This is a genomic window from Streptomyces sp. NPDC058051 (genome assembly GCF_042885475.1).
Taxonomy (GTDB): domain Bacteria; phylum Actinomycetota; class Actinomycetes; order Streptomycetales; family Streptomycetaceae; genus Streptomyces.
Genome location: NZ_JBHVRW010000008.1, coordinates 35,264 through 53,192 on the forward strand (window position 1 = coordinate 35,264; position 17,929 = coordinate 53,192).

Below are 17,929 nucleotides of genomic sequence, written 5' to 3' on the forward strand. Positions count from 1 at the left end.
ACTGACACGGAGATGCCCGCTGGTGCGGAGAGGTGTGGGCCGGCCGGGTCGCCGGAACCGGTGAACGTTTCCGGTCACAGCCCCGGGGAGGATCGGGCGGCCAGGGCGGCGCGGCCCGCGGCGGTGAGGACGGAGTCGTCCTGCGGCGTGTGGACGCGACCGCACAGCACGTCGCGGTAGTGCCGTTGGAGGGGGTTGGCGCGGGTGAGGCCGTGGTTGCCGGTGAGTGACAGGGCCTGCTCGACCGCGGTGATGGCGGCACGGGTTCCGGCGACCTTGGCCATCGGGGCCTGTACGGCGGCGACTTCGTCACCCGCGTCGATCCGGGCGGCGAGCGCGTCGACGAGGACGTCGGCCGTGGTCAGCGCGGTCTCGATCTCGCCGACAGCGGTCTGGAAGCGGGGCAGTGTGGCCAGGGGCGCGCCGAGGGCGGTGGGCACGCGTTCGTGGAGGAAGCCGATGAGCCAGTCGCGGGCGGCGGCGGCGACGCCGAGGTAGAGCGCGGTGAGGCCGAGCGCGTTCCAGGCACCGCTGACGGCATCGGGGCGGGCGCCGGGGACGGCGCCGGGGGTGCTGAGGCCGATGACGTCGGCGGCGGGCACGCGTACGTCGTCGAGTACGACGTCGTCGCTGCGGCTGGCCCGGAGTCCGATGTGGTCCCAGGTCGGTTCGACGGTGATGCCCGGGCTGCCCGCGCGGACGACGAACGTGCCCACGCGGACGTCGTCCTCGTCGGTCCGCGCGAGGACGAGCATGCGGCTGAGGCCGACGGCGCCGGTGGAGTAGATCTTGCGGCCGGTCAGGAGCCAGTGGTCGCCGTCCCGGCGGGCCGTGGTGGCGGGCAGTCCGCCGCGCACGGGGCTGCCCAGTTCGGGCTCGACGCGCAGAGCGTTGACGAGGGCGGGCCCGGTGGCGGCTTCGGTGAGGAGGTCGGCGTACGCGGCCCGCGGCCAGGCCGGAGTGCGGGCCTCGGCCGCGTGCGTGAACAGGGTCATGGCTGTGACGAGGGCGACCGCCGGGTCGCCGGCGCCGAGCGCGCGCAGGATGCGGACGGTGTCGGCCAGGCCCGCGCCGGGGCCTTGGTGGTGCGCCGCGACGGTGGCGGTGAGCAGTCCGGCATCGTGGACGAGGGCGAAGCCTTCGGTGGGAAAGGTGGCATCGCGGTCGTGCTCGGCGGCCCGGGAGGCCAGTTGCCGGGTGATGCCGGGCAGGCGGTCGAGGTCCAGGGATGGAAGGGGTGGCGGGTCGGCGACGGCGTTGTGGGCAGTGCGGGACGGAGTATCGGCGACGGCGTTGTCGGGGGTGCGGGACGGGGTGTGGCTCACGGGGTCTCCGGCCGGAAGAGGTGGGCGTGCCGGTCGTGTGCGGCCGACGAGGTGCGGGTGGTGCCTGACGCGGCGTGCGCGCTGTCGGAGTGTTCGAGCAGGCGGGGCGGTCGGCGCACTGTCACCGGTGGCGGTGGGCAGGGGTACTTCTCGGCTTCGACGAGGGTGTGCTGTCCGGTGCAGCCCTGGCTGAGCCGGGAGCTGGGGATGTCGGCGGTCAGGGTGTTGGGGTTGCCGTGCACGCACAGCGGCGGATCCGTGTCCGGCGCCGGGTCGAACCAGGCCCCGGTGGGCAGCCGCAGGACACCGGGGCGTATGTCTTCGGTGATGCGGGCTCCGGCGAGTACGGCGCCGCGGTCGTTGAAGAGGCGTACGACATCGCCGTCACGGATGGCGCGGGCGGCCGCGTCGTCCGGGTGCAGTTCGACGGGCTCGCGGTCCGCGACCTTCGCCGCGAGGCTGACCGCGCCGACGTCGTTCTGGCTGTGCAGCCGGGTGGCGGGCTGATTGGCGATGAGCAGCAGAGGGTGGCGTGCCGCGGCCGGTGCGCCCGGCCATTCGTCGGGCTCCAGCCAGGTGGGGTGGCCGGGGCAGTCGGTGAGGCCGAGGGCCGCGATGGCCGCGGACGTGATCTCGATGCGTCCGCTGGGCGTGTCCAGTGGATGTGCCGAGGGGTCGCTGCGGAAGTCCGCCAGGAGGGTGAACTCGCTCGGCCCTGGCGGAAGTTCGTACGCTCCGGCTGCCCAGAAGGTGTCGAAGTCGGGGATGGGGGTTCCTTCGGCGCGCAGGTCGTCACGCCACTGCCCGTAGAGGTGTTCCAGCCACTGGCGGGGGCTGCGGCCTTCGGTGAACCGCTCGGCGAATCCGAGCCGGTCGGCGAGTGCCGCAAGGATGGCGTGGTCGTCCCGGGCCTCGCCGACGGGGTCGACGGCTCGATGCATGGCGATGAGGTGGGTGTCGCGGCGTCCGCCGCCGAAGTCCTCGCGTTCCAGGGTGGTGGTCGTGGGCAGCACGATGTCGGCGTGGCGTGCGGTGGCGGTCCAGTGGGGTTCGTGGACGACGACGGTGTCGGGGCGGCCGAAGGCGCGGCGCAGCCGTCCGAGGTCCTGGTGGTGATGGAAGGGGTTGCCTCCGGCCCAGTGGACGAGGCGTATGTCGGGGTAGGTGCGGAGTTCGCCGTCGTACGTGTAGGGCTCGCCGGGGTGCAGGAGCATGTCGGCGATGCGTGCGCACGGGATGAACTCGCTTACGGGATTGGCGCCTTGGGGAAGGTGTGGCAGGCGGATCAGTGGTCCGTGGTCACCGACGTCGCCCATCGATCCGTAGCCGTGGCCGAAGCCGCCGCCGGGCAGGCCGATCTGGCCGAGCATCGCGGCGAGGGCGAGCGCCGCCCAGACGGGCTGTTCGCCGTGCTGGATGCGCTGGAGCGACCAGGTGACGGTGATCAGCGTGCGGGAGGCGGCCATGCGGCGGGCGAGCCGGCGGATGGCCGTGGCGTCGATGCCGCAGAGCGCGGCGGCCCAGTCGGCGTTCTTGGGCGTGCCGTCGGTGGTGCCGTCGAGGTAGCGGGCGAAGGTGTCGAAGCCGGTGGTGCAGCGGTCGAGGAACGCGCGGTCGTACAGGTTGTCGGTGAGCAGGGTGTGCGCGAGGGCGAGCATGAGTGCGGTGTCCGTGGCGGGCACGACGGGATACCAGGTGCTGTCGAGCCCGTCCGGCAGGTCGGCCCGCAACGGGCTGACGAGCGCCACGTGTACGCCGGCCGCGGCGAGTTCGGCGAGGTGCCCCGGGGAGCGGTGAAGCGTCACGCCGCCCGGCGTGACGTACACGTTCTTCTCGGGCAGACCACCGAAGGCGACGATCAGCTCGGTGCGGGCGATCAGCGTCGGCCAGCTGGACGCGGCCCGCAGCACCGCCTCGGTGCCCGCACGGCCGACGACGTGCGGCAGCAGCACGAGCGAGGTGCCGAGGCTGTAGGAGTTGCGGGACGCGGTGTATCCGCCGAACTGGGCCAGAAATCGGTGGAGTTGGCTCTGTGCGTGGTGGAATCGGCCGGCCGAGGCCCAGCCGTAGGAGCCGCCGTAGACGGCCTGGTTGCCGTACGTGTCGCGTACGCGGGCGAGTTCGGCCGCGACGAGGTCGAGCGCCTCGTCCCAGCCGACCTCGACGAAGGGTTCGCGCCCGCGCTGTCCGCTCGGCCCCGGTCCGTGTTCGAGCCATCCGCGCCGCACGGCGGGGCGGCGCACCCGTGTGGGGTGCCGCAGCGCTCCGGCCACGTTGCCGAGCAGGGGGGACGGTGAGGGGTCCTCGGGGTACGGACTGATGTCGAGGCGGCCGTCCTCGCCGGGGCGGACGCGGTAGGCGCCCCAGTGGGAGGTGGTCGGCAGCGGTCCGCCGGGGGCCCAGGTCATGCGGACACCACGGGGTCCTCCAGGGCGGCGGGGCTCACACGCCCCGGGGCCGCCGCGGCCCGCGCGCGGACGAGATCGATGAGGGTGCCGTAGTCGCGTGCGTCGGCCAGGGGGGCGAAACCGCGGATGAGCAGGGTGCTGACACCCAGTGCGACGTAGTCGAGCAGCGATTCGGCGACCTGCTCGTAACTTCCCACCAAGGCGGTGGAGTTGCCCGCCGCTCCTGTCGTCCTGGCGATCGCCGTCCACAGTCGCTTGTCGTGCACATCGCCCTGGGCGGCGTATTCCAGGAGGCGCTGGGAGCCCCGCTGTTCGCTGTGGTCGAGGGAGAACACCTTGCGGGCCTCGCCCGCCTTCTCCTTCGTCAGCCGCAGGATCTCCTCGGCCCGCTGCCATGCCTCGGCCTCGGTGGCGGCGGGAATGGGCCGCAGGCTGACGCTGAAGCGGGGGCTGCGTCCGTGCGGCGCGGCGGCGGCCCGCACCTCGCGGATGCGTTCGGCGATGCCGGCCAGGGGCTCGCCCCAGAAGGCGTACACGTCGGCGTGTCTGGCGCCGACGCGGACGGCGTCGGCGGAGGCGCCGCCGAAGTAGACGGGGACGGGCGCGGCGGGACGGACGGCGGAGATGCCGCCCTTCACCCGGTAGAACTCGCCTTCGTGGTCGAACGGTTCGGTGGCCGTCCACTCCTTGCGGACCACGTCCAGGTAGTCGTCGGTGCGTCGGTAGCGGGTGGGCTTGTCGCTGAAGTCGCCGTCCCGTGCCTGGTCGGTGTCGTCGCCTCCGGTGATGACGTGCAACGCGATCCGTCCGGGGTGGAAGGCGTCGAGGGTGGCGTACTTGCGAGCGGCGAGCGTGGGGGCCACGAAGCCGGGCCGGTGTGCGAGCAGGACGCCGAGGCGTTCGGTGTGGGTGAGGATCTGGTCGGCGACCGTGAACCCGTCCGGGCTCGCCGACGAATGGGCGACCAGGACCCGGTCGAAGCCCGACTCCTCGTGGGCGCGGGCCAGTTCGCGCAGGTACGCGGGTTGGACGACGGGGCCCGTGGCGTGTCCGGCCTCGGTCTGCGCGGAGATGCCGTCGCGGGCGGCCGGGGGCGTGCCGGCGCCGCTCTCACTGGTCTCCTGGGTGGCGGCGATGCCGATGAACTCGATGGGCATGGTGACGTACTCCGAAGGTGGTGAGGGTGGGACGGGGGGGGTGGCTGTCCCAGAGGTCAGATGACGTCCGCGCGCCAGGAACCGGCGTGGTGGCAGGCGACGCTGTGTGTTCCTGCCGGGCTGCCGGCCGCCTCCGCGCGCGCGGGTTCGGTGCGGCACCGCGCGTCGGCGAAGCGGCAGCGCGGAGCGAAGACGCAGCCTTCGTCGTCCGGCAGGGGCGCGCGGCCGACCGGGGCGCGGAGCTGCGCGGGCAGGAGTGTGCGGTCCGTGCGCACACGGGGCGCGGAGGCGGTGAGCAGAGCGGTGTACGGATGGCGCGGGTGTTCGAGGACCTGTCTGATGGGCCCTTCTTCGACCAACCGGCCGCGGTAGAGCACGGCGACCCGGTCGGCGATGCCGGCCAGCGAGCTCAGATCGTGGGAGATGACGACGACGGCGAGGCCCAGCTCGCGGCGGAGCCGGTCGAGGAGGTTCAGGACGAGATTCCGGTTGGATGCGTCCAGTGCGCTGACCGGTTCGTCGGTGAGGAGCAGCCGGGGCCGGGTGACGACAGCGCGCGCGAGCGATACGCGCTGGCGTTGCCCGCCGGATATCTGGCCGGGTGTACGGGGCCCCAGCGCTTCGGCGTCCAGGCCGACGAGTGCCAGGGCCTCGTCGGCACGCGCCGCGCGTTCCCGGCGGTCGAGCGTGCCGACGACGGCAAGCGGCTCGGCCACGATCTGCCGCACCGTCAGATCGTGGTCCTGGGAGCGCAGCGGGTCCTGGAACATGTACTGGACGCACCCCTCGCGGCGGAACGCGCGCAGTTCCCTGGCGCGCAGGGCCGTGAGGTCGCGTCCCTCGAAGCGGATGCGCCCGCTGTCGGGGGCGACGAGACCCACGGTGGCGCGGGCCAGGGTCGTCTTGCCCGACCCGGTCTCACCGATGACGCCGACGATCTCGCCGGGCCGCACCGACAGATCGACGCCGGTGAGCACACGCGTGCGGTGGGCGGCGCCACGTGCCCCGGCACGGCGGCCGTAGGACACGCTGACGCCCTCGATCTCCAGGAGCGTGCCCGCCGCGTCGTCGCTGTCCGCGCGGTGCCGCGGTTCGGCCACGGGTGCGGTGCTCATGCGGCGGCTCCTCGGGCGGTGGTGGGTTCGGCCGGTGCCGTGACGGAGGCGTCGGCCGGGACGGGGCGCAGGCAGCGGGTGCGACGTCCGTCGCTCCCGGTGCGCAGGGCGATCGGTCCCGCGCCGCACGCGGCTGTCGCGTAGGAGCAGCGGTCCTCGAAGCGGCAGCCGGGCAGTTCGGCGCCGGTCTCGGGCGGGCGTCCGGGGATGACATCGAGGGTGCGGCGTCCCCACGCGCCGATCGATGCCACGTTCAGGAGCGCTTCGGTGTACGGGTGGGCGGGCGCGGACAGCACCTCGGCGGTGGGGCCGTCCTCGACGATCTCGCCCGCGTACATCACGACGATGCGGTCGCAGCTCTCGGCGACCACGGCGAGGTCGTGGGTGACCAGGAGCAGGGCGAGGCCCTGTTCGTCGCGCAGGGTGCGCAGGAGTTCCAGGATCTCCGCCTGGATGACGACGTCCAGGGCTGTGGTGGCCTCGTCGGCGATCAGCAGTTGCGGCGCGCAGGAGACGGCGATGGCGATGAGGACGCGTTGCAGCATGCCGCCGGACAGTTCGTGCGGGTACTGGTGGTAGAGGTCGGCGGGCCGGTGCAGGCCGACGGCCGCGAAGAGTTCCACGGCCCGGGTGCGCGCCGCGGCCCGGGACAGGCCCTGCCCGACGCGCAGTTGCTCGGCGAGCTGACGCCCGACGGTCAGGGAGGGGTTGAGATACGAGGCGGGGTCCTGGAAGACCGCGGCGATGCGTCGGCCCCGGACGGTGTCCCACTGCTTGCGTGGCAGCTCCGTCAGCTCGACCGGTTCGTCGTCGGGAGTGAGGGTGATCCGGCCGCCGGTGACTCGGCATCCCTGGGGCAGTACTCCCAGCACGGACCGGCATGTCAGCGTCTTGCCGCTGCCGGACTCCCCCACCAGGCCGACGGCTTCGCCGCGGCGCAGGCTCAGCGAGACATCGCGCACGGCGCGCACACCCGCGCCGACGGTGACGTCGAGGCCGTCGACGCCGAGGACGGTGTCAGCGGCTGTTTCCGACGGTCGTGACATGGTCGTGCGCCTCCTTCTCCTCGCGGTGCGGGGCACTGCCGGCCCGGCTGCCTTCGGACTGGGAACGGGCGGACGCGTCACGTGCCGGGCCCGCATCGCCGGACTCCGAACGGACGGACGCGTCACCTGCCGGGCCCGCATCGCCGGACTCCGAACGGACGGACGCGTCACCTGCCGGGCCCGCGCCGTCGGACCGTTCCTTCTCTTGTGGCGCCCCACCGGACTTCGGGCGTGGCGCGCCGTCGGACCTGTTGCGGCCCCGCACCGGCTCGAAGCCGCCGGTTCCCGGCGCGCCGCTGTCCCGGATCGCGTCGGCGAGGATGTTGAGCGCCGCCACCGTGAGCATGATCGCGGCGCCGGGGATCAGCGGGGCCCAGGGTTGCTGGGCGAGATAGCCGAGGTCGGAGGCGAGCATGCCGCCCCAGGTCGGCGCGGGCGGCTGGACTCCCAGGCCGAGGAAGGTCAGGGAGGAGACGACCAGCAGGGCCTGGCCCACGGTCTGCGCCGTGGTGACCGCGATCGTCGGCAGGACCTTGCCCCAGACATGCGTACGCAGGATCCAGCGGCGGGAGGCGCCCATCAGTTCGGCGGCCTCCACGTACTGCGCCTGCCTGAGGCCGAGCGCGGCGGCGCGGGTCACCCGGAAGTAGAGCGGGGCGAACAGGACGCCGAGCGCCAGCATCGCCTGGTGCATCCCGTTGCCGAGCGCCCCGACCACGGCGATCGCGAACACCGTGAACGGCATGATCATCAAGGTGTCGGCGGCGCGCTGCGTCGTCCATTCGACGGTGCGGCCCAGCCACACGGACGCGAGACCGGGGACGATACCGAGAAGCATCGCGGCGCCGACGGACTCCAGCGCCCCGACCAGGGAGAGTCCGGTGCCTGCGAGGACGCGGCTCAGGACGTCCCGGCCGAGATAGTCCGTGCCCAACAGGTGCCCGGCGCCCGGCCCTTGGAGCATGTCGGTGGGGTGCTGGGCCAGCGGATCGTGCGGGGCGACGGTGCCGCCCGCCACGGCGAGGAACGCGACCAGCGCGAGGACGGCCACCGCGGCACGGGCCGAACGCATCGTCAAGGTGCGGCGCAGAACCCTCATGCGGTGCCTCCCTGTCCGGCCGGAGTCCTGCGGGCGGCCCCGCGGGGCCGCCGCCTCGCCGAGGCGGGGTTGAGGGCGGCGAGGGCCGCGTTGACGGCGATGTTCGCGATGAGCACCACGCCGACGGTGACGAGCAGCGTTCCCTGGATGACGGGGATGTCGTGCTTCTCGGCCGCCTGGAGCGAGAGTTGCGCGATACCGGGAAGGTTGAAGATCTTCTCGGTGACGACGGCGCCGCCGAGGATGACCGGCACGCTGACGCCGAGGACGGTCAGAGCGGGGCCGGCGGCGTTGCGCAGGACATGCCCGAACAGGACGCGCCGGGTGGAGAAGCCGCGCATCTGCGCGCCGGTCACATAGTTCTCGCGGAGCGCGCCGACGAGCGAGGTGCGCAGTTGGCGGGCGATGGACGCGGCCGCGTCCAGGCTGAGGGCGAGGGCGGGCAGGAACGCGTACCGCAGCCATTGGCCGGCTCCGGCGCCCAGCGGTTCGTAGCCGCCGGTGGGCAGCGCTTCGAACTGCACCGCGAAGACGACGATGAGGACGATGCCGATGAGGAACGGCGGCAGGGTGGCAAGGACGGAGCACACGAGCGTCACGGCCCGGTCGACGAGCCCTCCGTTGTCGAGCGCGGCCGCGATGCCCGCGCCCCCGCCGATCAGTACGGCGAGCAGGAGCGCGAGTCCGGCGATGGACAGGTCCACCGGCAGTGCCTGCGCGATGCTGTCCATGACCGGGACGCCGGTGAACCAGGAGACGCCGAGGTCACCGGTGACCGCGTGTCCGAGCCAGGTCAGATACTGCGCGGCGAGGGGGCGGTCGAGGCCGAACTGGGCCTCCATCCGGGCGATGTCGGCCGGTGTGGCGAGGTCGCCGAGCACCGCGGCGGCGGGGTTGGCGTCCGAGAGGGCGCCCAGGGCGAACGTCAGGAGCGAGGCGAGCAGGAACACGGTGGCGGTGGTCGCGGCGGCACGGCCCAGTGAGCGGGGCGCGGCGGCCAGGCGTGCGCGCACCGGCCGTGACCGAGGGGTGGCCCCGGTGGCTGTCACGGTCGGGGCGGTCATGAGACGGTGACCCCCTCGAAGCGCTGGACGACGCTGTAGGCGGGGATCGCGGAGACCTTGGGGTTGCGGGCCAGGATCCGCGGCACGGTGTACAGGAAGACGTTCGGCATGGTGCGTACGGCGATACCCGTGGCCTTCTGCAGGGCCTCGGGGTAGTCCGGCGAGTCGAGCGGCGTGCGGCGCACGGTGTCGAGGGCCTTCTCCAGCTCGGGTGACACGGTGCGGCCCGGGTTCATCAGCCCCTCCTTGCCGAACAGCACCTGGAATGCCTGGGTCGCGGCGTCCCGCCCGGCGAACTGGTCGACGTACAGGGCCTTCTGCCGCTGGATGTAGACGATCTGGGTGGCCTGGTCGGCGGGGATGGTCTCGATGGTGGCGGTGATGCCGACCTTCTTCAGCTGTGCCTGGATCAGCTCCGGTACGCCCTCCGCCTTCTGCGCGGAGAGCGTGATCTCCAGCCCGTCCGCGTAGCCCGCTTTGGCGAGGAGTTCCTTCGCCTTGGCCGGGTCGTACGGGAAGAGCTTGTCGAGGGCGTCGTCGTGGCCCGCGTAGCCGCGCGGGAAGGGTTGGTGGCTCACCTCGCCGTAGCCGAACGACGCCGTCTTCAGCAGTTCTTCACGGTCGACGGCGTACTTCAGCGCCAGGGCCACATCCGGGTCGGTGAACGGCTCCCTGCCGATGTGGACGTCGAGCACGGCCACGACCATGGAGGGGATGACCTGCACCTCCAGGCCGGCCGCCTTCGCGGCGTCGACCTGGCTGCCGGGTATCTGGGCGACGTTGTACTGGCCGGACTTGAGAGCGGCGACGACCGTCGAGGGCTCGGGCAGCGGATAGAGCTCGAAGTTCGGTGTCGTGATCCGGTCCGCGTCCCAGTAGCGGGGGTTGCGGCGCAGGACCGCCTTGGAGTTCTGGACGTAGCTGGTCAGTGTGTAGGGGCCCGAGCCGGCCGGTCCGGTGGCCAGACTCGCGGCATCCGACTCGAACACCTTCGGGTTGACGACCATTCCGGTCTTGCCGGCCAGGAGTGCCGGCAGCTGGAAGTCCGGTGCGGCCAAGCCCAGTTCGACCGTGTGTGCGTCGAGGACGGTCACCTTCCGCACGCCGGTGAGCTGTGCGGCGATCAGTGACTTGCCGTCGTCACGCCCGCGCTCGATGTTCTTCTTGACGGCGGTGGCGTCGAGGACGGTCCCGTCGCTGAACGTGAGGCCACGGCGCAGGGTGAAGGTGACGACGGTGCCTTCCTTGTTGTACGTCCACGATTCGGCCAGCGCCGGTACCGGGGCGCCCTTCTCGTCGAGCTTGGTCAGGCCGGCGTAGACGAGCGAGAGGGAGTGCACGTCCCAGCCCGCCGACGAGGTGACGGGATCCCATGAAGTGGGCAGGGTCCAGCCCCACTTGAGCGTGCCCTGCCCGGCCGCGCCGGCGGATGTGGACTCCCCTCCGCAGGCGGCGAGAGCCAACGCCGCTCCGGCGCCGAGGGAGAGCCCCAGGAAGGACCGGCGGCCGAGCGTCGTCCGTGGCCGGGCGGTGTCGGCGGACGGGGTACGAGGAGGAAAGGAGGGCGGATGCGACATGGGTGTGCACCTTTCTCGGCCGTTCGGCCGCGTGCGGGCGTGACCGGGCCGCGGTGGGCGCCCGGTCGGCGGTGCGGGCGCGGGAAGCGGGGCGGGGTGGGGGCAAGAAGGGCGGGCGGCGTGAGCGAGCGGGCGATTACTGCCGTCGGCGCGGTGCGGTTCGGCACGACGGCGGCATGCCGGACCGACGGTTGTGGGCAGGAGGACGGGAGACCGGAGCCCACCGCGGTGACACGGCAGGTGGATGCCGCGGTGGTGATGCCTGTGGTCCGCTCGGGCCCGCCGGTGTCCGGTGGGCCTGCCGCGGTGCTCCCGGTCCCGCAGTCGAGCGGCGAGGAGGAAGAGTCACCGCAGGTCGAAGCGGTGGATGGAGTCGCCTCGGATCAACCCGAGCGCGTCGGACGGAACCGTGCCGTCGGTCGGGTCAGCGACAGAGTGCGCTGGAGGTGCGCCGATAGTCCACGTAACGGCAGACCACGCCGGGGTGCAGCGGATGCATGCCTCGTATCTTCACGTCACGCCGCCGTCGTGTCAATGGACACCTACAGGTGTCTCATTGACCGAGACCCCGGCGACCTGCGTCTTTACCCGAACTCTTGCAGGCTGCGCCGGTTTTGGGCCCGCGCGGGACGGACCGTCGGTCCCCCGTGACCGACCTCTCTCGCGTCATGGTCGGGACGAGCGCGACGCCGGGTGGCTGCGTGCTTCATCGGGGTGGAGCCACAACGGACCGTTGGCCGTGGCGAGTTCGACGGCACCCGGCGGTGGGGCGTCCCCGCCTGTCAGGAGTTCCAGTTCGGGTCGCGTCAGGCTGCGCCAGCGGTCCAGCGCGTCGCGCGGGGACAGCCGGGTGGGCGTGGGCAGCGGCTCACCGGCGGCCTCGGCCGCGGCCTGCAGATACCGCTCCACAGGACGCCACCCCGGCACGCAGACCCGGCCGCCCGGACCCTCGAAGAGCAGGGTCGGCAGTGCGTAGCGGCACCCCTCCCCCACTTCCTTGGCCCGGCCCGGATGGGGCCCGGGACCGTCCAGCTCGCGCACTTCACGGATCGGCCTGCGGGTTTCGGCCCAGTCGGCGCGCACGGCGACGCGGGCCGACTCCATGGCCCGGCCCTCCAGCAACCGCCCGGCATCGAGTCCGTCGACTCCTTGCACGGCGTCCGCGACGGCCTGGAACGTGTCCGCGGGCCTGCCGAGGACGAACGTCGTCTCCCGCAGCCTGCGCAGCACGCACTCGGCCGCCGGCTCCCCCTGCTCCTGTGCCGCCCTGGCAACGAGCGAGGCAGGCCAGCTCGTCCGCGTCAGCCAGTGCAGCCGGGCCGCGTAGGGTGCCCGCGTGTGGGCGGACACCCCCTTCACGAAGCCCTCGTACCAGCGGGCCTCGGCATCCGGATCGGGCGCGGGGTCGTCGTCCTCGTCGAAGAGGATCCCGAACACGCGACGCCACTGCAGATACGGCGCGAGGCCCTGCCGCAGCAGCCGGAAGGCCGGTTCCGAGCCCCAGGCCCACGGGCATGCCGGATCGGTGTACTCGGTCACGCTTACGACCGGTTGCGCCGCCGGAACCGCGGCGTGCGGCGATCGCCCGGTCATGCCGGCACGCCCGCTGCCGCTTCGGGCCCCCGGCCGCCCTCGGCATGGCCAACAGCCGCACCACCCCGGGCGAGTTCCCCGATGGTGGTGCGTGCGAGCAAGGCGTGTGCGGCCGACTCGACGTCACACCACAGGTCGGCCACGCGCCCCCCGCTGCCGTGGTGGTCGAGTACCCCGGGCCGCTCGCCACGTACCGTGAAGAACTCGCCGTCCACGGCCGTCATCACCTCGGCGACCGTGATGACGTCCGCGGCACGCCCGAGCCAGTAGCCCCCCTCGCACCCCCGTTGGCTGCGAACGAGGCCGGCCGAACGCAGGTCGCGGAAGACCGACTTGAGGAATCGGAACGGGATCTCCTGTGCGGAGGCGATGCCTTCGCAGGTGAGGGGTCGCGCACTGTCCGCGGCGAGCTCGACGAGCGCCCGCACCGCGTAGTCCGCCTTCGCCGAGATCTGCATGTGCACCGTCTTCCCAGAGCGTCGATTACGTCCCGCGCCACCGCGTCGGCCTTCAACGGCCCTCACCGGAACGCCGTCCGGGAAAAGGCCGCCGGGGTCGCGCCGAAGGCCGAAGGACCCGCGCGGCAGCAATGGACACATCTTGACATCCATTCGGCCGTCTCTCTACGGTCGGCTGAGGATCTTGCGCACGCCCCGCATCGAGCGAGCCGTCGGCTGCGACGGTCCACCACTGCCACCGCCCCGACACCGGCGAGCGGCCGCCGCACTCCGGACACCGCAGCAGGCAGCCCGCCCACGACGAGCAGGAATCCCATGGCCCCGCGACCGCACTCCTCCGCCTCCTCCGCTCCGGAACCGACCACCGCTTCCGGCGACTGCTCCGGGCACGACGCCTTCCATCCCGATCTGCCCGGGCACGACCATGCCTCGGCTGTGCCCCTGCGGGCCCGACTGCACCACATCCGCGCCGACGCCCTGGACGGCGGCACCGCGCAGACCGGCGGGATGCGACGGTTCGCGGCCATCAGCGGAAGCTCCGTCGGATCGGAACGCATCTGGATGGGCCAGACCCATGTCGCCCCGGAGACCGCCTCCTCCAACCACCATCACGGCGCGTCGGAAACGGCGATCCATGTCGTCAAGGGGCACCCGGAGTTCGTCTTCCTCGACGACTCCGGCGGCACGCCCGAGGAGGTCCGCCTGCGGACGGCCCCCGGCGACTACATCTTCGTACCGCCCTATGTCCCGCACCGCGAGGAGAATCCGAGCCCGGACGAGGAGGCGGTCGTGGTCATCGCACGCAGCACACAGGAAGCGATCGTGGTCAATCTGCCCGAACTGTACGTGCTCGACAAGGAACCGCCCGCCGCACACTGATCGGCCACCGCGCGGCAACCACCCTGCACGGGCCGACGGCCGACGGCCAGCGGTCCTCGGCCGACGGTCAGCGCTCAGCGCTCAGCGATCGCCGATCGCCGATCGCCGGTCGACGGCAGGCGGCAGGCGGCAGGCGGCAGGCGGCAGGCGGCAGGCGGTCAGCGATCGTCGGTCGGCGGCCGTCGGCAGGCGGTCAGCCGACTGCCCCGGGGAGCCGGGTGATGACGCCGGACAGGTCCGCCCCCGCGGGGAGCGTGCCGAAGGCCAGCCCGCGGTCACCGGCGAGCCGTGAGGCACAGAAGGCGTCCGCCACCGCTGCGGGGGCGTGGCGGACGAGCAGAGAGCCCTGGAGCACCAGGGCCATCCGCTCGACCAGACGGCGCGAGCGAAGTGCCGCGTCGTCGGTGCGTGCCAGCTCACCGCGCAGGTGCCGCCAGGCATCGTCCAGCCGGGTGTCCGCCCCGGCGGCGGCCTCGATCTCGGTGCGGAAGGCATCCAGGGACGCGGGCTCACGGGTCAGGGCGCGCAGGACGTCGAGCGCGTTGACGTTGCCGGAGCCCTCCCAGATGCCGTTGAGCGGGGCCTCCCGGTAGAGCCGGGGCATGCCGGACGCTTCGTCGTAGCCGTTGCCGCCGAGGCATTCCAGGGCTTCGGCGACGGCCGCGGGCTGCCTCTTGCAGACCCAGTACTTGCCGACGGCCGTGGCCAGCCGCAGGAACGCCCGCTCCTGTGCGTCGCCGCGCTGGGCCCGGTCGGCCGCTCCCGCGATCCGGAGGGCGAGCGTGGTCGCCGCCTCGGATTCGAGACTCAGATCCGCGATGACATTGCGCATGAGCGGCTGGTCGATCAGCTTGGCGCCGAACACGGACCGGTGCCTGACGTGGTGAGCGGCCTGGGTCAGTGCGGTGCGGATACCGGTCGCGGAGCCCAGGACGCAGTCGAGGCGGGTCATCGTGACCATGTCGATGATGGTCCGCACCCCGTGCCCCTCCGGGCCGACGAGCCAGGCGACGGTGTCGTCGAACTCGGGCTCGCTGCTGGCGTTGCTGCGATTGCCGAGCTTGTCCTTGAGCCGCTGGATGCGGAAGGTGTTGCGGCTGCCGTCCGGCAGCACCCGCGGCACCAAGAAGCAGGACAGCCCGCCCGGGGACTGGGCCAGGACCAGGAACAGGTCGTTCATGGGGGCGCTGGTGAACCACTTGTGCCCGCGCAGTCGCCAGGTGCCGTCCGGCTGTTCCGTGGCGACGGTGGTGTTGGCGCGGACATCGGTACCGCCCTGCTTCTCCGTCATTCCCATGCCCGCGAGCAGCCCGCGCTTGCCCGCGGGCGCGCGCAGGCCGGGATCGTACACACGGCTGGTCAGCAACGGCTCGTACACTGCCGCGAGTTCCGGTGCGGAGCGCAGCGCGGGGACGACGGCGTAGGTCATGGACACGGGGCAGCCATGGCCCTGTTCGGCCGAGGTCCACACCATGAAGCCGGCCGCGCGCGCCACATGGGTGCCCGGCCTGTCGGCGGCCCACGGCGCGCCGCCCAGTCCCTCGCGGATGGCCACGTCCATCAGCGCGTGGTACGAGGGGTGGAAGTCCACCTCGTCGATGCGATGGCCGTAACGGTCGTGGGTGCGCAGGACCGGCTCGTGGCGATTGGCCTCCTCCGCCCAGCGCTGGACCTGTTCCGAGCCGGCCAGGCGGCCGACGCGGTGCAGGTCGTCGGCGTACCACTCGGCGCCCTCGCGCCGCAGCCCCTCCAGCAGCACGGCGTCGTCGGCGACGTCGTGGCCGACCAGGGGCGGGGCCTGGTTGGTCACCTCGTGCGTGCGCGAGGCGGGATTGCTGCGCGGCGCGGCGTCCTCGGTCGCGGTCACGTCGGCGATTGCGGTCATCGGAGTCCTCGGGGTCGTAGGGGCCGGTCGTCGGGCCTGGCACCCGCGCACCGCAGGGACATCACCACCAGCTCGTCGATCAGTTGATCGGCGGCACCGCCCTCGGCTGGATCGGACAGCGGATCCACCAGGACCTCGCCGATGGCACCGGTCAGCGCCGCGGCGGTCACTTCGGCGTCCTGGTCCGGAAGGCGGCCGGCGCCGATGCCCTCGCGGATCACCTCGGCGAACACCTCGCGGTACAGGCGTCGGAACAGCAATCGTTCGCGCCCGAGCGCCGGTTCGGCCGGTGCCGCGAGCAGGGCGTGGGCCAGGCCACGGGACTCCATGGCACGGCGGGCGAAGACCTCGACTCCGAGCGCGAGCCGCTCGACCGGATCGCCGGCGGCCTCCCGGAGCACCTCGCTGAGCACCTCGACCTCGCGCCCCGACGCACGGCGGAAGACCTCCACAGCCAGCGCCCCCTTGGAGGCGAAGTGCTGGTAGACCGAGCCGACCGAGATGCCGGCCGCGGCGGCGACCGCGGTGACGGAGGCGTTGGCCCAACCCACCTCGGCGACCACGAAGGTGGCCTGTTCGACCAGATGCTCCCTGGCGGCGGCCAGGCGGTGGTGCACGGCGGGCGTCTTCCGGTAGGCCATGCAAATAAGTGAACCACCGTTCAGAGTTTCGCACCACCCTCCCACCACACCCCGGCCCCCCACACACGAAGCCGTCGGCGCCGCGGAGTCCGCACCACAGCGGGTGAGTTCGCACCACAGCCGGTGAGTTCGTACGCAGCCGCGGAGTCCGCACCAGAGCCGGTGCGTTCGTACCGCAGTTGGTGCGTTCGTACCGCGGCGACCGCCGTCGCACCTCAACTCGGTGCAACGGCGGTCGCGTTGTCAGGGCTGTCGACTACAGCTCTCGCTCGATCTGGTTCTCGCTGACCTTGTCTTCGCGCATGGTCTTCTCGTTCTGGATCGCGTAGCGAGCCTGAGCGCCCGTGCCCTCGGTCTGCCGGATCTCACCCTGCTGCTTCTGGTTCTGCTGGTCGCGGTACTCCACACGCTGTCCCTGACGATATGACATGGACTCTCCAAATTCTCGTGTCGGTTGGTGGAGGGCCACCCCGCTCGTCCGGCGGGGGACGCACCTCCTGGGCGCCTGCGACTGTCGCCCGGCGCTCTCACAGCCCACCTCCAACGACGCGCCGCGGCAACAACTACGGGCCGAATGGAGGACCCACTGTCCGTCCGGCCGACGCCCCGACCACGATGATCAACTCCAGGTGAGAACAGCCAGGAAAGGCCGTCACAGGACGGCTGGAACAGCTGCGACCCCGGGAATACGCGGCCGCCGACAAGGGCTCCCGCCCCACGAGCACCCCTCCGTCCGCACCGGCGGAGGAATCACCCTCATGGCCTTGTCCGCAAGGGGCGTTCGACGTCACGCGCGGCACACGGCGGCACACGCACCCCCGGCCCCTCGTGTCGGGGTCCGGGGCGTGTGCCCCCGGGCGTCCGCACACGCACGAGAGCGCCGGACTTTCCGGCACTACCCGCCGGCGATGCGAAGAACCGCCACCACGTACGACGTGATCACCACGACGAGGAGCAGGAAACCGATCACGGTGTGGACCGTGAGGTGCCTGCGTGGCGCAAGACCCAGAAGGGCGCGCGCGGCCACCCCGACGCGCGGACCCCCAGCGTTGCCGACTGTCACGCCCTGGAGCGCGCGCTTCAGGGCGTGACGGCTCCTGACCGTGGTGAGCCCCAGACGGACGCCTTCCTCGTCGCGTACGACCAGCGTGTGATGGACGCGTCCGTATCCGAAGCCGACGTACAGCCGCACGCTCCTGATGCGACGCAGGTCCACGGTGCGCTCACCGGTGAGCGTGCGGGCCGTGACCCTGGACATCGAGCAGGTGATCAGCCGCGTCTCCTGACACAGTTCGGGCAGCAGGAGGAAGCCGAGCGGCCCGGCCACGAAGGCGCAGATCACTGCGGCACCGTGCGGCACCGGACTGACCGCCGCCAGCAGCCACACGAGGAACGGCGACAGGATCACGAGGACGACCGCCGAGCTCGCCCACCGTGCGCGCGAGCGGGCCGCTGCCGGGGAGACCGCCATGTCAGGACTCCGTCCGTGCCGGTCGGCCGGTCGGCTGTGGATGGCACCCGCGCCACAGCGTCGCCCTCCGCCAGGTCCCGAAGGAGGATGCGGCCCGGAAAGAGAATCCGATGACGTACGACATCACGCGTTCCTTCCGGCGCGCCCAGAGCCTCTTCCCTCCGACGAGAAGCGGCCGGGTGGGTTCCGAGGCTATTCCATCCCCAACGAA

At 72.3% G+C, this 17,929-nt stretch carries 14 protein-coding genes and 1 pseudogene; 1 reads left to right on the plus strand and 14 read right to left on the minus strand.

From position 1 onward, the window contains the following. Positions 1–74: 74 nt before the first annotated feature. The 10 genes and pseudogenes from ACFVUT_RS15295 to ACFVUT_RS15340 form a co-directional block, all read right to left on the minus strand. Entirely contained in the window at positions 75–1,325 is a 1,251-nt protein-coding gene (locus ACFVUT_RS15295; RefSeq protein WP_389650410.1) for an acyl-CoA dehydrogenase family protein, read from the minus strand. Further along, the gene (locus ACFVUT_RS15300) at positions 1,322–3,733 is read right to left on the minus strand and encodes a molybdopterin-dependent oxidoreductase (protein WP_389650407.1); all 2,412 of its coding nucleotides are present in this window, start codon (positions 3,731–3,733) and stop codon (positions 1,322–1,324) included. Before ACFVUT_RS15300 ends, ACFVUT_RS15295 begins: the two co-directional genes overlap by 4 nt. Continuing rightward, positions 3,730–4,890, minus strand: coding sequence for an LLM class flavin-dependent oxidoreductase (locus ACFVUT_RS15305; RefSeq protein ID WP_389650404.1), 1,161 nt, complete (start codon positions 4,888–4,890; stop codon positions 3,730–3,732). The genes ACFVUT_RS15300 and ACFVUT_RS15305 overlap by 4 nt, the downstream gene beginning before the upstream one ends. Positions 4,891–4,946: 56 nt before the next feature. Further along, positions 4,947–6,005, minus strand: a complete 1,059-nt coding sequence (locus ACFVUT_RS15310; RefSeq protein WP_389650401.1) for an ABC transporter ATP-binding protein — start codon at positions 6,003–6,005, stop codon at positions 4,947–4,949. Then, positions 6,002–7,051, minus strand: coding sequence for an ABC transporter ATP-binding protein (locus ACFVUT_RS15315; protein ID WP_389650398.1), 1,050 nt, complete (start codon positions 7,049–7,051; stop codon positions 6,002–6,004). Before ACFVUT_RS15315 ends, ACFVUT_RS15310 begins: the two co-directional genes overlap by 4 nt. A gap of 211 nt (positions 7,052–7,262) precedes the next feature. Then, positions 7,263–8,150 (minus strand): annotated as a pseudogene (locus tag ACFVUT_RS15320) (ABC transporter permease); the annotation flags it as partial. Further along, the gene (locus tag ACFVUT_RS15325) at positions 8,147–9,214 is read right to left on the minus strand and encodes an ABC transporter permease (RefSeq protein WP_389650396.1); all 1,068 of its coding nucleotides are present in this window, start codon (positions 9,212–9,214) and stop codon (positions 8,147–8,149) included. The pseudogene ACFVUT_RS15320 and the gene ACFVUT_RS15325, both read right to left, overlap by 4 nt. After that, positions 9,211–10,791: an ABC transporter substrate-binding protein gene (locus ACFVUT_RS15330; RefSeq protein WP_389650393.1), complete on the minus strand. Its 1,581-nt coding sequence runs from the start codon at positions 10,789–10,791 to the stop codon at positions 9,211–9,213. Before ACFVUT_RS15330 ends, ACFVUT_RS15325 begins: the two co-directional genes overlap by 4 nt. Positions 10,792–11,457: 666 nt before the next feature. Continuing rightward, positions 11,458–12,330: a DsbA family protein gene (locus ACFVUT_RS15335; RefSeq protein ID WP_389650391.1), complete on the minus strand. Its 873-nt coding sequence runs from the start codon at positions 12,328–12,330 to the stop codon at positions 11,458–11,460. Positions 12,331–12,380: 50 nt separating this feature from the next. Beyond that, entirely contained in the window at positions 12,381–12,842 is a 462-nt protein-coding gene (locus ACFVUT_RS15340) for an RrF2 family transcriptional regulator (protein ID WP_389650388.1), read from the minus strand. A 315-nt stretch (positions 12,843–13,157) separates the two neighbouring features. Here ACFVUT_RS15340 and ACFVUT_RS15345 point away from each other — a divergent pair, with 315 nt between their 5' ends. Then, positions 13,158–13,721 carry a cupin domain-containing protein gene (locus ACFVUT_RS15345; protein WP_389650385.1) on the plus strand — a complete coding sequence of 188 codons (564 nt, stop codon included), beginning with the start codon at positions 13,158–13,160 and terminating at the stop codon, positions 13,719–13,721. Between the two features lie 193 nt (positions 13,722–13,914). On the opposite strand, the gene ACFVUT_RS15350 is transcribed toward ACFVUT_RS15345, so the two are convergent. The 4 genes from ACFVUT_RS15350 to ACFVUT_RS15365 all read right to left on the minus strand — a co-directional run bounded on the left by ACFVUT_RS15350 (position 13,915) and on the right by ACFVUT_RS15365 (position 17,718). Continuing rightward, positions 13,915–15,606 (minus strand): acyl-CoA dehydrogenase family protein, encoded by a 1,692-nt coding sequence (locus ACFVUT_RS15350; protein WP_389650382.1) that lies wholly within the window; start codon positions 15,604–15,606, stop codon positions 13,915–13,917. Further along, positions 15,603–16,247 (minus strand): TetR/AcrR family transcriptional regulator, encoded by a 645-nt coding sequence (locus ACFVUT_RS15355; protein WP_389650379.1) that lies wholly within the window; start codon positions 16,245–16,247, stop codon positions 15,603–15,605. Before ACFVUT_RS15355 ends, ACFVUT_RS15350 begins: the two co-directional genes overlap by 4 nt. 256 nt (positions 16,248–16,503) lie before the next feature. Then, on the minus strand, positions 16,504–16,677 hold the full coding sequence (locus tag ACFVUT_RS15360) for a hypothetical protein (RefSeq protein ID WP_389650377.1): 174 nt from the start codon (positions 16,675–16,677) through the stop codon (positions 16,504–16,506). Between the two features lie 465 nt (positions 16,678–17,142). Beyond that, on the minus strand, positions 17,143–17,718 hold the full coding sequence (locus tag ACFVUT_RS15365) for a hypothetical protein (protein ID WP_389650375.1): 576 nt from the start codon (positions 17,716–17,718) through the stop codon (positions 17,143–17,145). Positions 17,719–17,929: the final 211 nt, after the last annotated feature.

What these genes read in the sequence shown, in the direction of transcription:
- ACFVUT_RS15325 (WP_389650396.1), bottom strand. Translation starts at nt 9,214, where the DNA reads ATGACCGCCCCGACCGTGACAGCCACCGGGGCCACCCCTCGGTCACGG.
- ACFVUT_RS15310 (WP_389650401.1), bottom strand. Translation starts at nt 6,005, where the DNA reads ATGAGCACCGCACCCGTGGCCGAACCGCGGCACCGCGCGGACAGCGAC.
- ACFVUT_RS15330 (WP_389650393.1), bottom strand. Translation starts at nt 10,791, where the DNA reads ATGTCGCATCCGCCCTCCTTTCCTCCTCGTACCCCGTCCGCCGACACC.
- ACFVUT_RS15300 (WP_389650407.1), bottom strand. Translation starts at nt 3,733, where the DNA reads ATGACCTGGGCCCCCGGCGGACCGCTGCCGACCACCTCCCACTGGGGC.
- ACFVUT_RS15365 (WP_389650375.1), bottom strand. Translation starts at nt 17,718, where the DNA reads ATGGCGGTCTCCCCGGCAGCGGCCCGCTCGCGCGCACGGTGGGCGAGC.
- ACFVUT_RS15340 (WP_389650388.1), bottom strand. Translation starts at nt 12,842, where the DNA reads ATGCAGATCTCGGCGAAGGCGGACTACGCGGTGCGGGCGCTCGTCGAG.
- ACFVUT_RS15360 (WP_389650377.1), bottom strand. Translation starts at nt 16,677, where the DNA reads ATGTCATATCGTCAGGGACAGCGTGTGGAGTACCGCGACCAGCAGAAC.
- ACFVUT_RS15305 (WP_389650404.1), bottom strand. Translation starts at nt 4,890, where the DNA reads ATGCCCATCGAGTTCATCGGCATCGCCGCCACCCAGGAGACCAGTGAG.
- ACFVUT_RS15345 (WP_389650385.1), top strand. Translation starts at nt 13,158, where the DNA reads ATGGCCCCGCGACCGCACTCCTCCGCCTCCTCCGCTCCGGAACCGACC.
- ACFVUT_RS15350 (WP_389650382.1), bottom strand. Translation starts at nt 15,606, where the DNA reads ATGACCGCAATCGCCGACGTGACCGCGACCGAGGACGCCGCGCCGCGC.
- ACFVUT_RS15315 (WP_389650398.1), bottom strand. Translation starts at nt 7,051, where the DNA reads ATGTCACGACCGTCGGAAACAGCCGCTGACACCGTCCTCGGCGTCGAC.
- ACFVUT_RS15355 (WP_389650379.1), bottom strand. Translation starts at nt 16,247, where the DNA reads ATGGCCTACCGGAAGACGCCCGCCGTGCACCACCGCCTGGCCGCCGCC.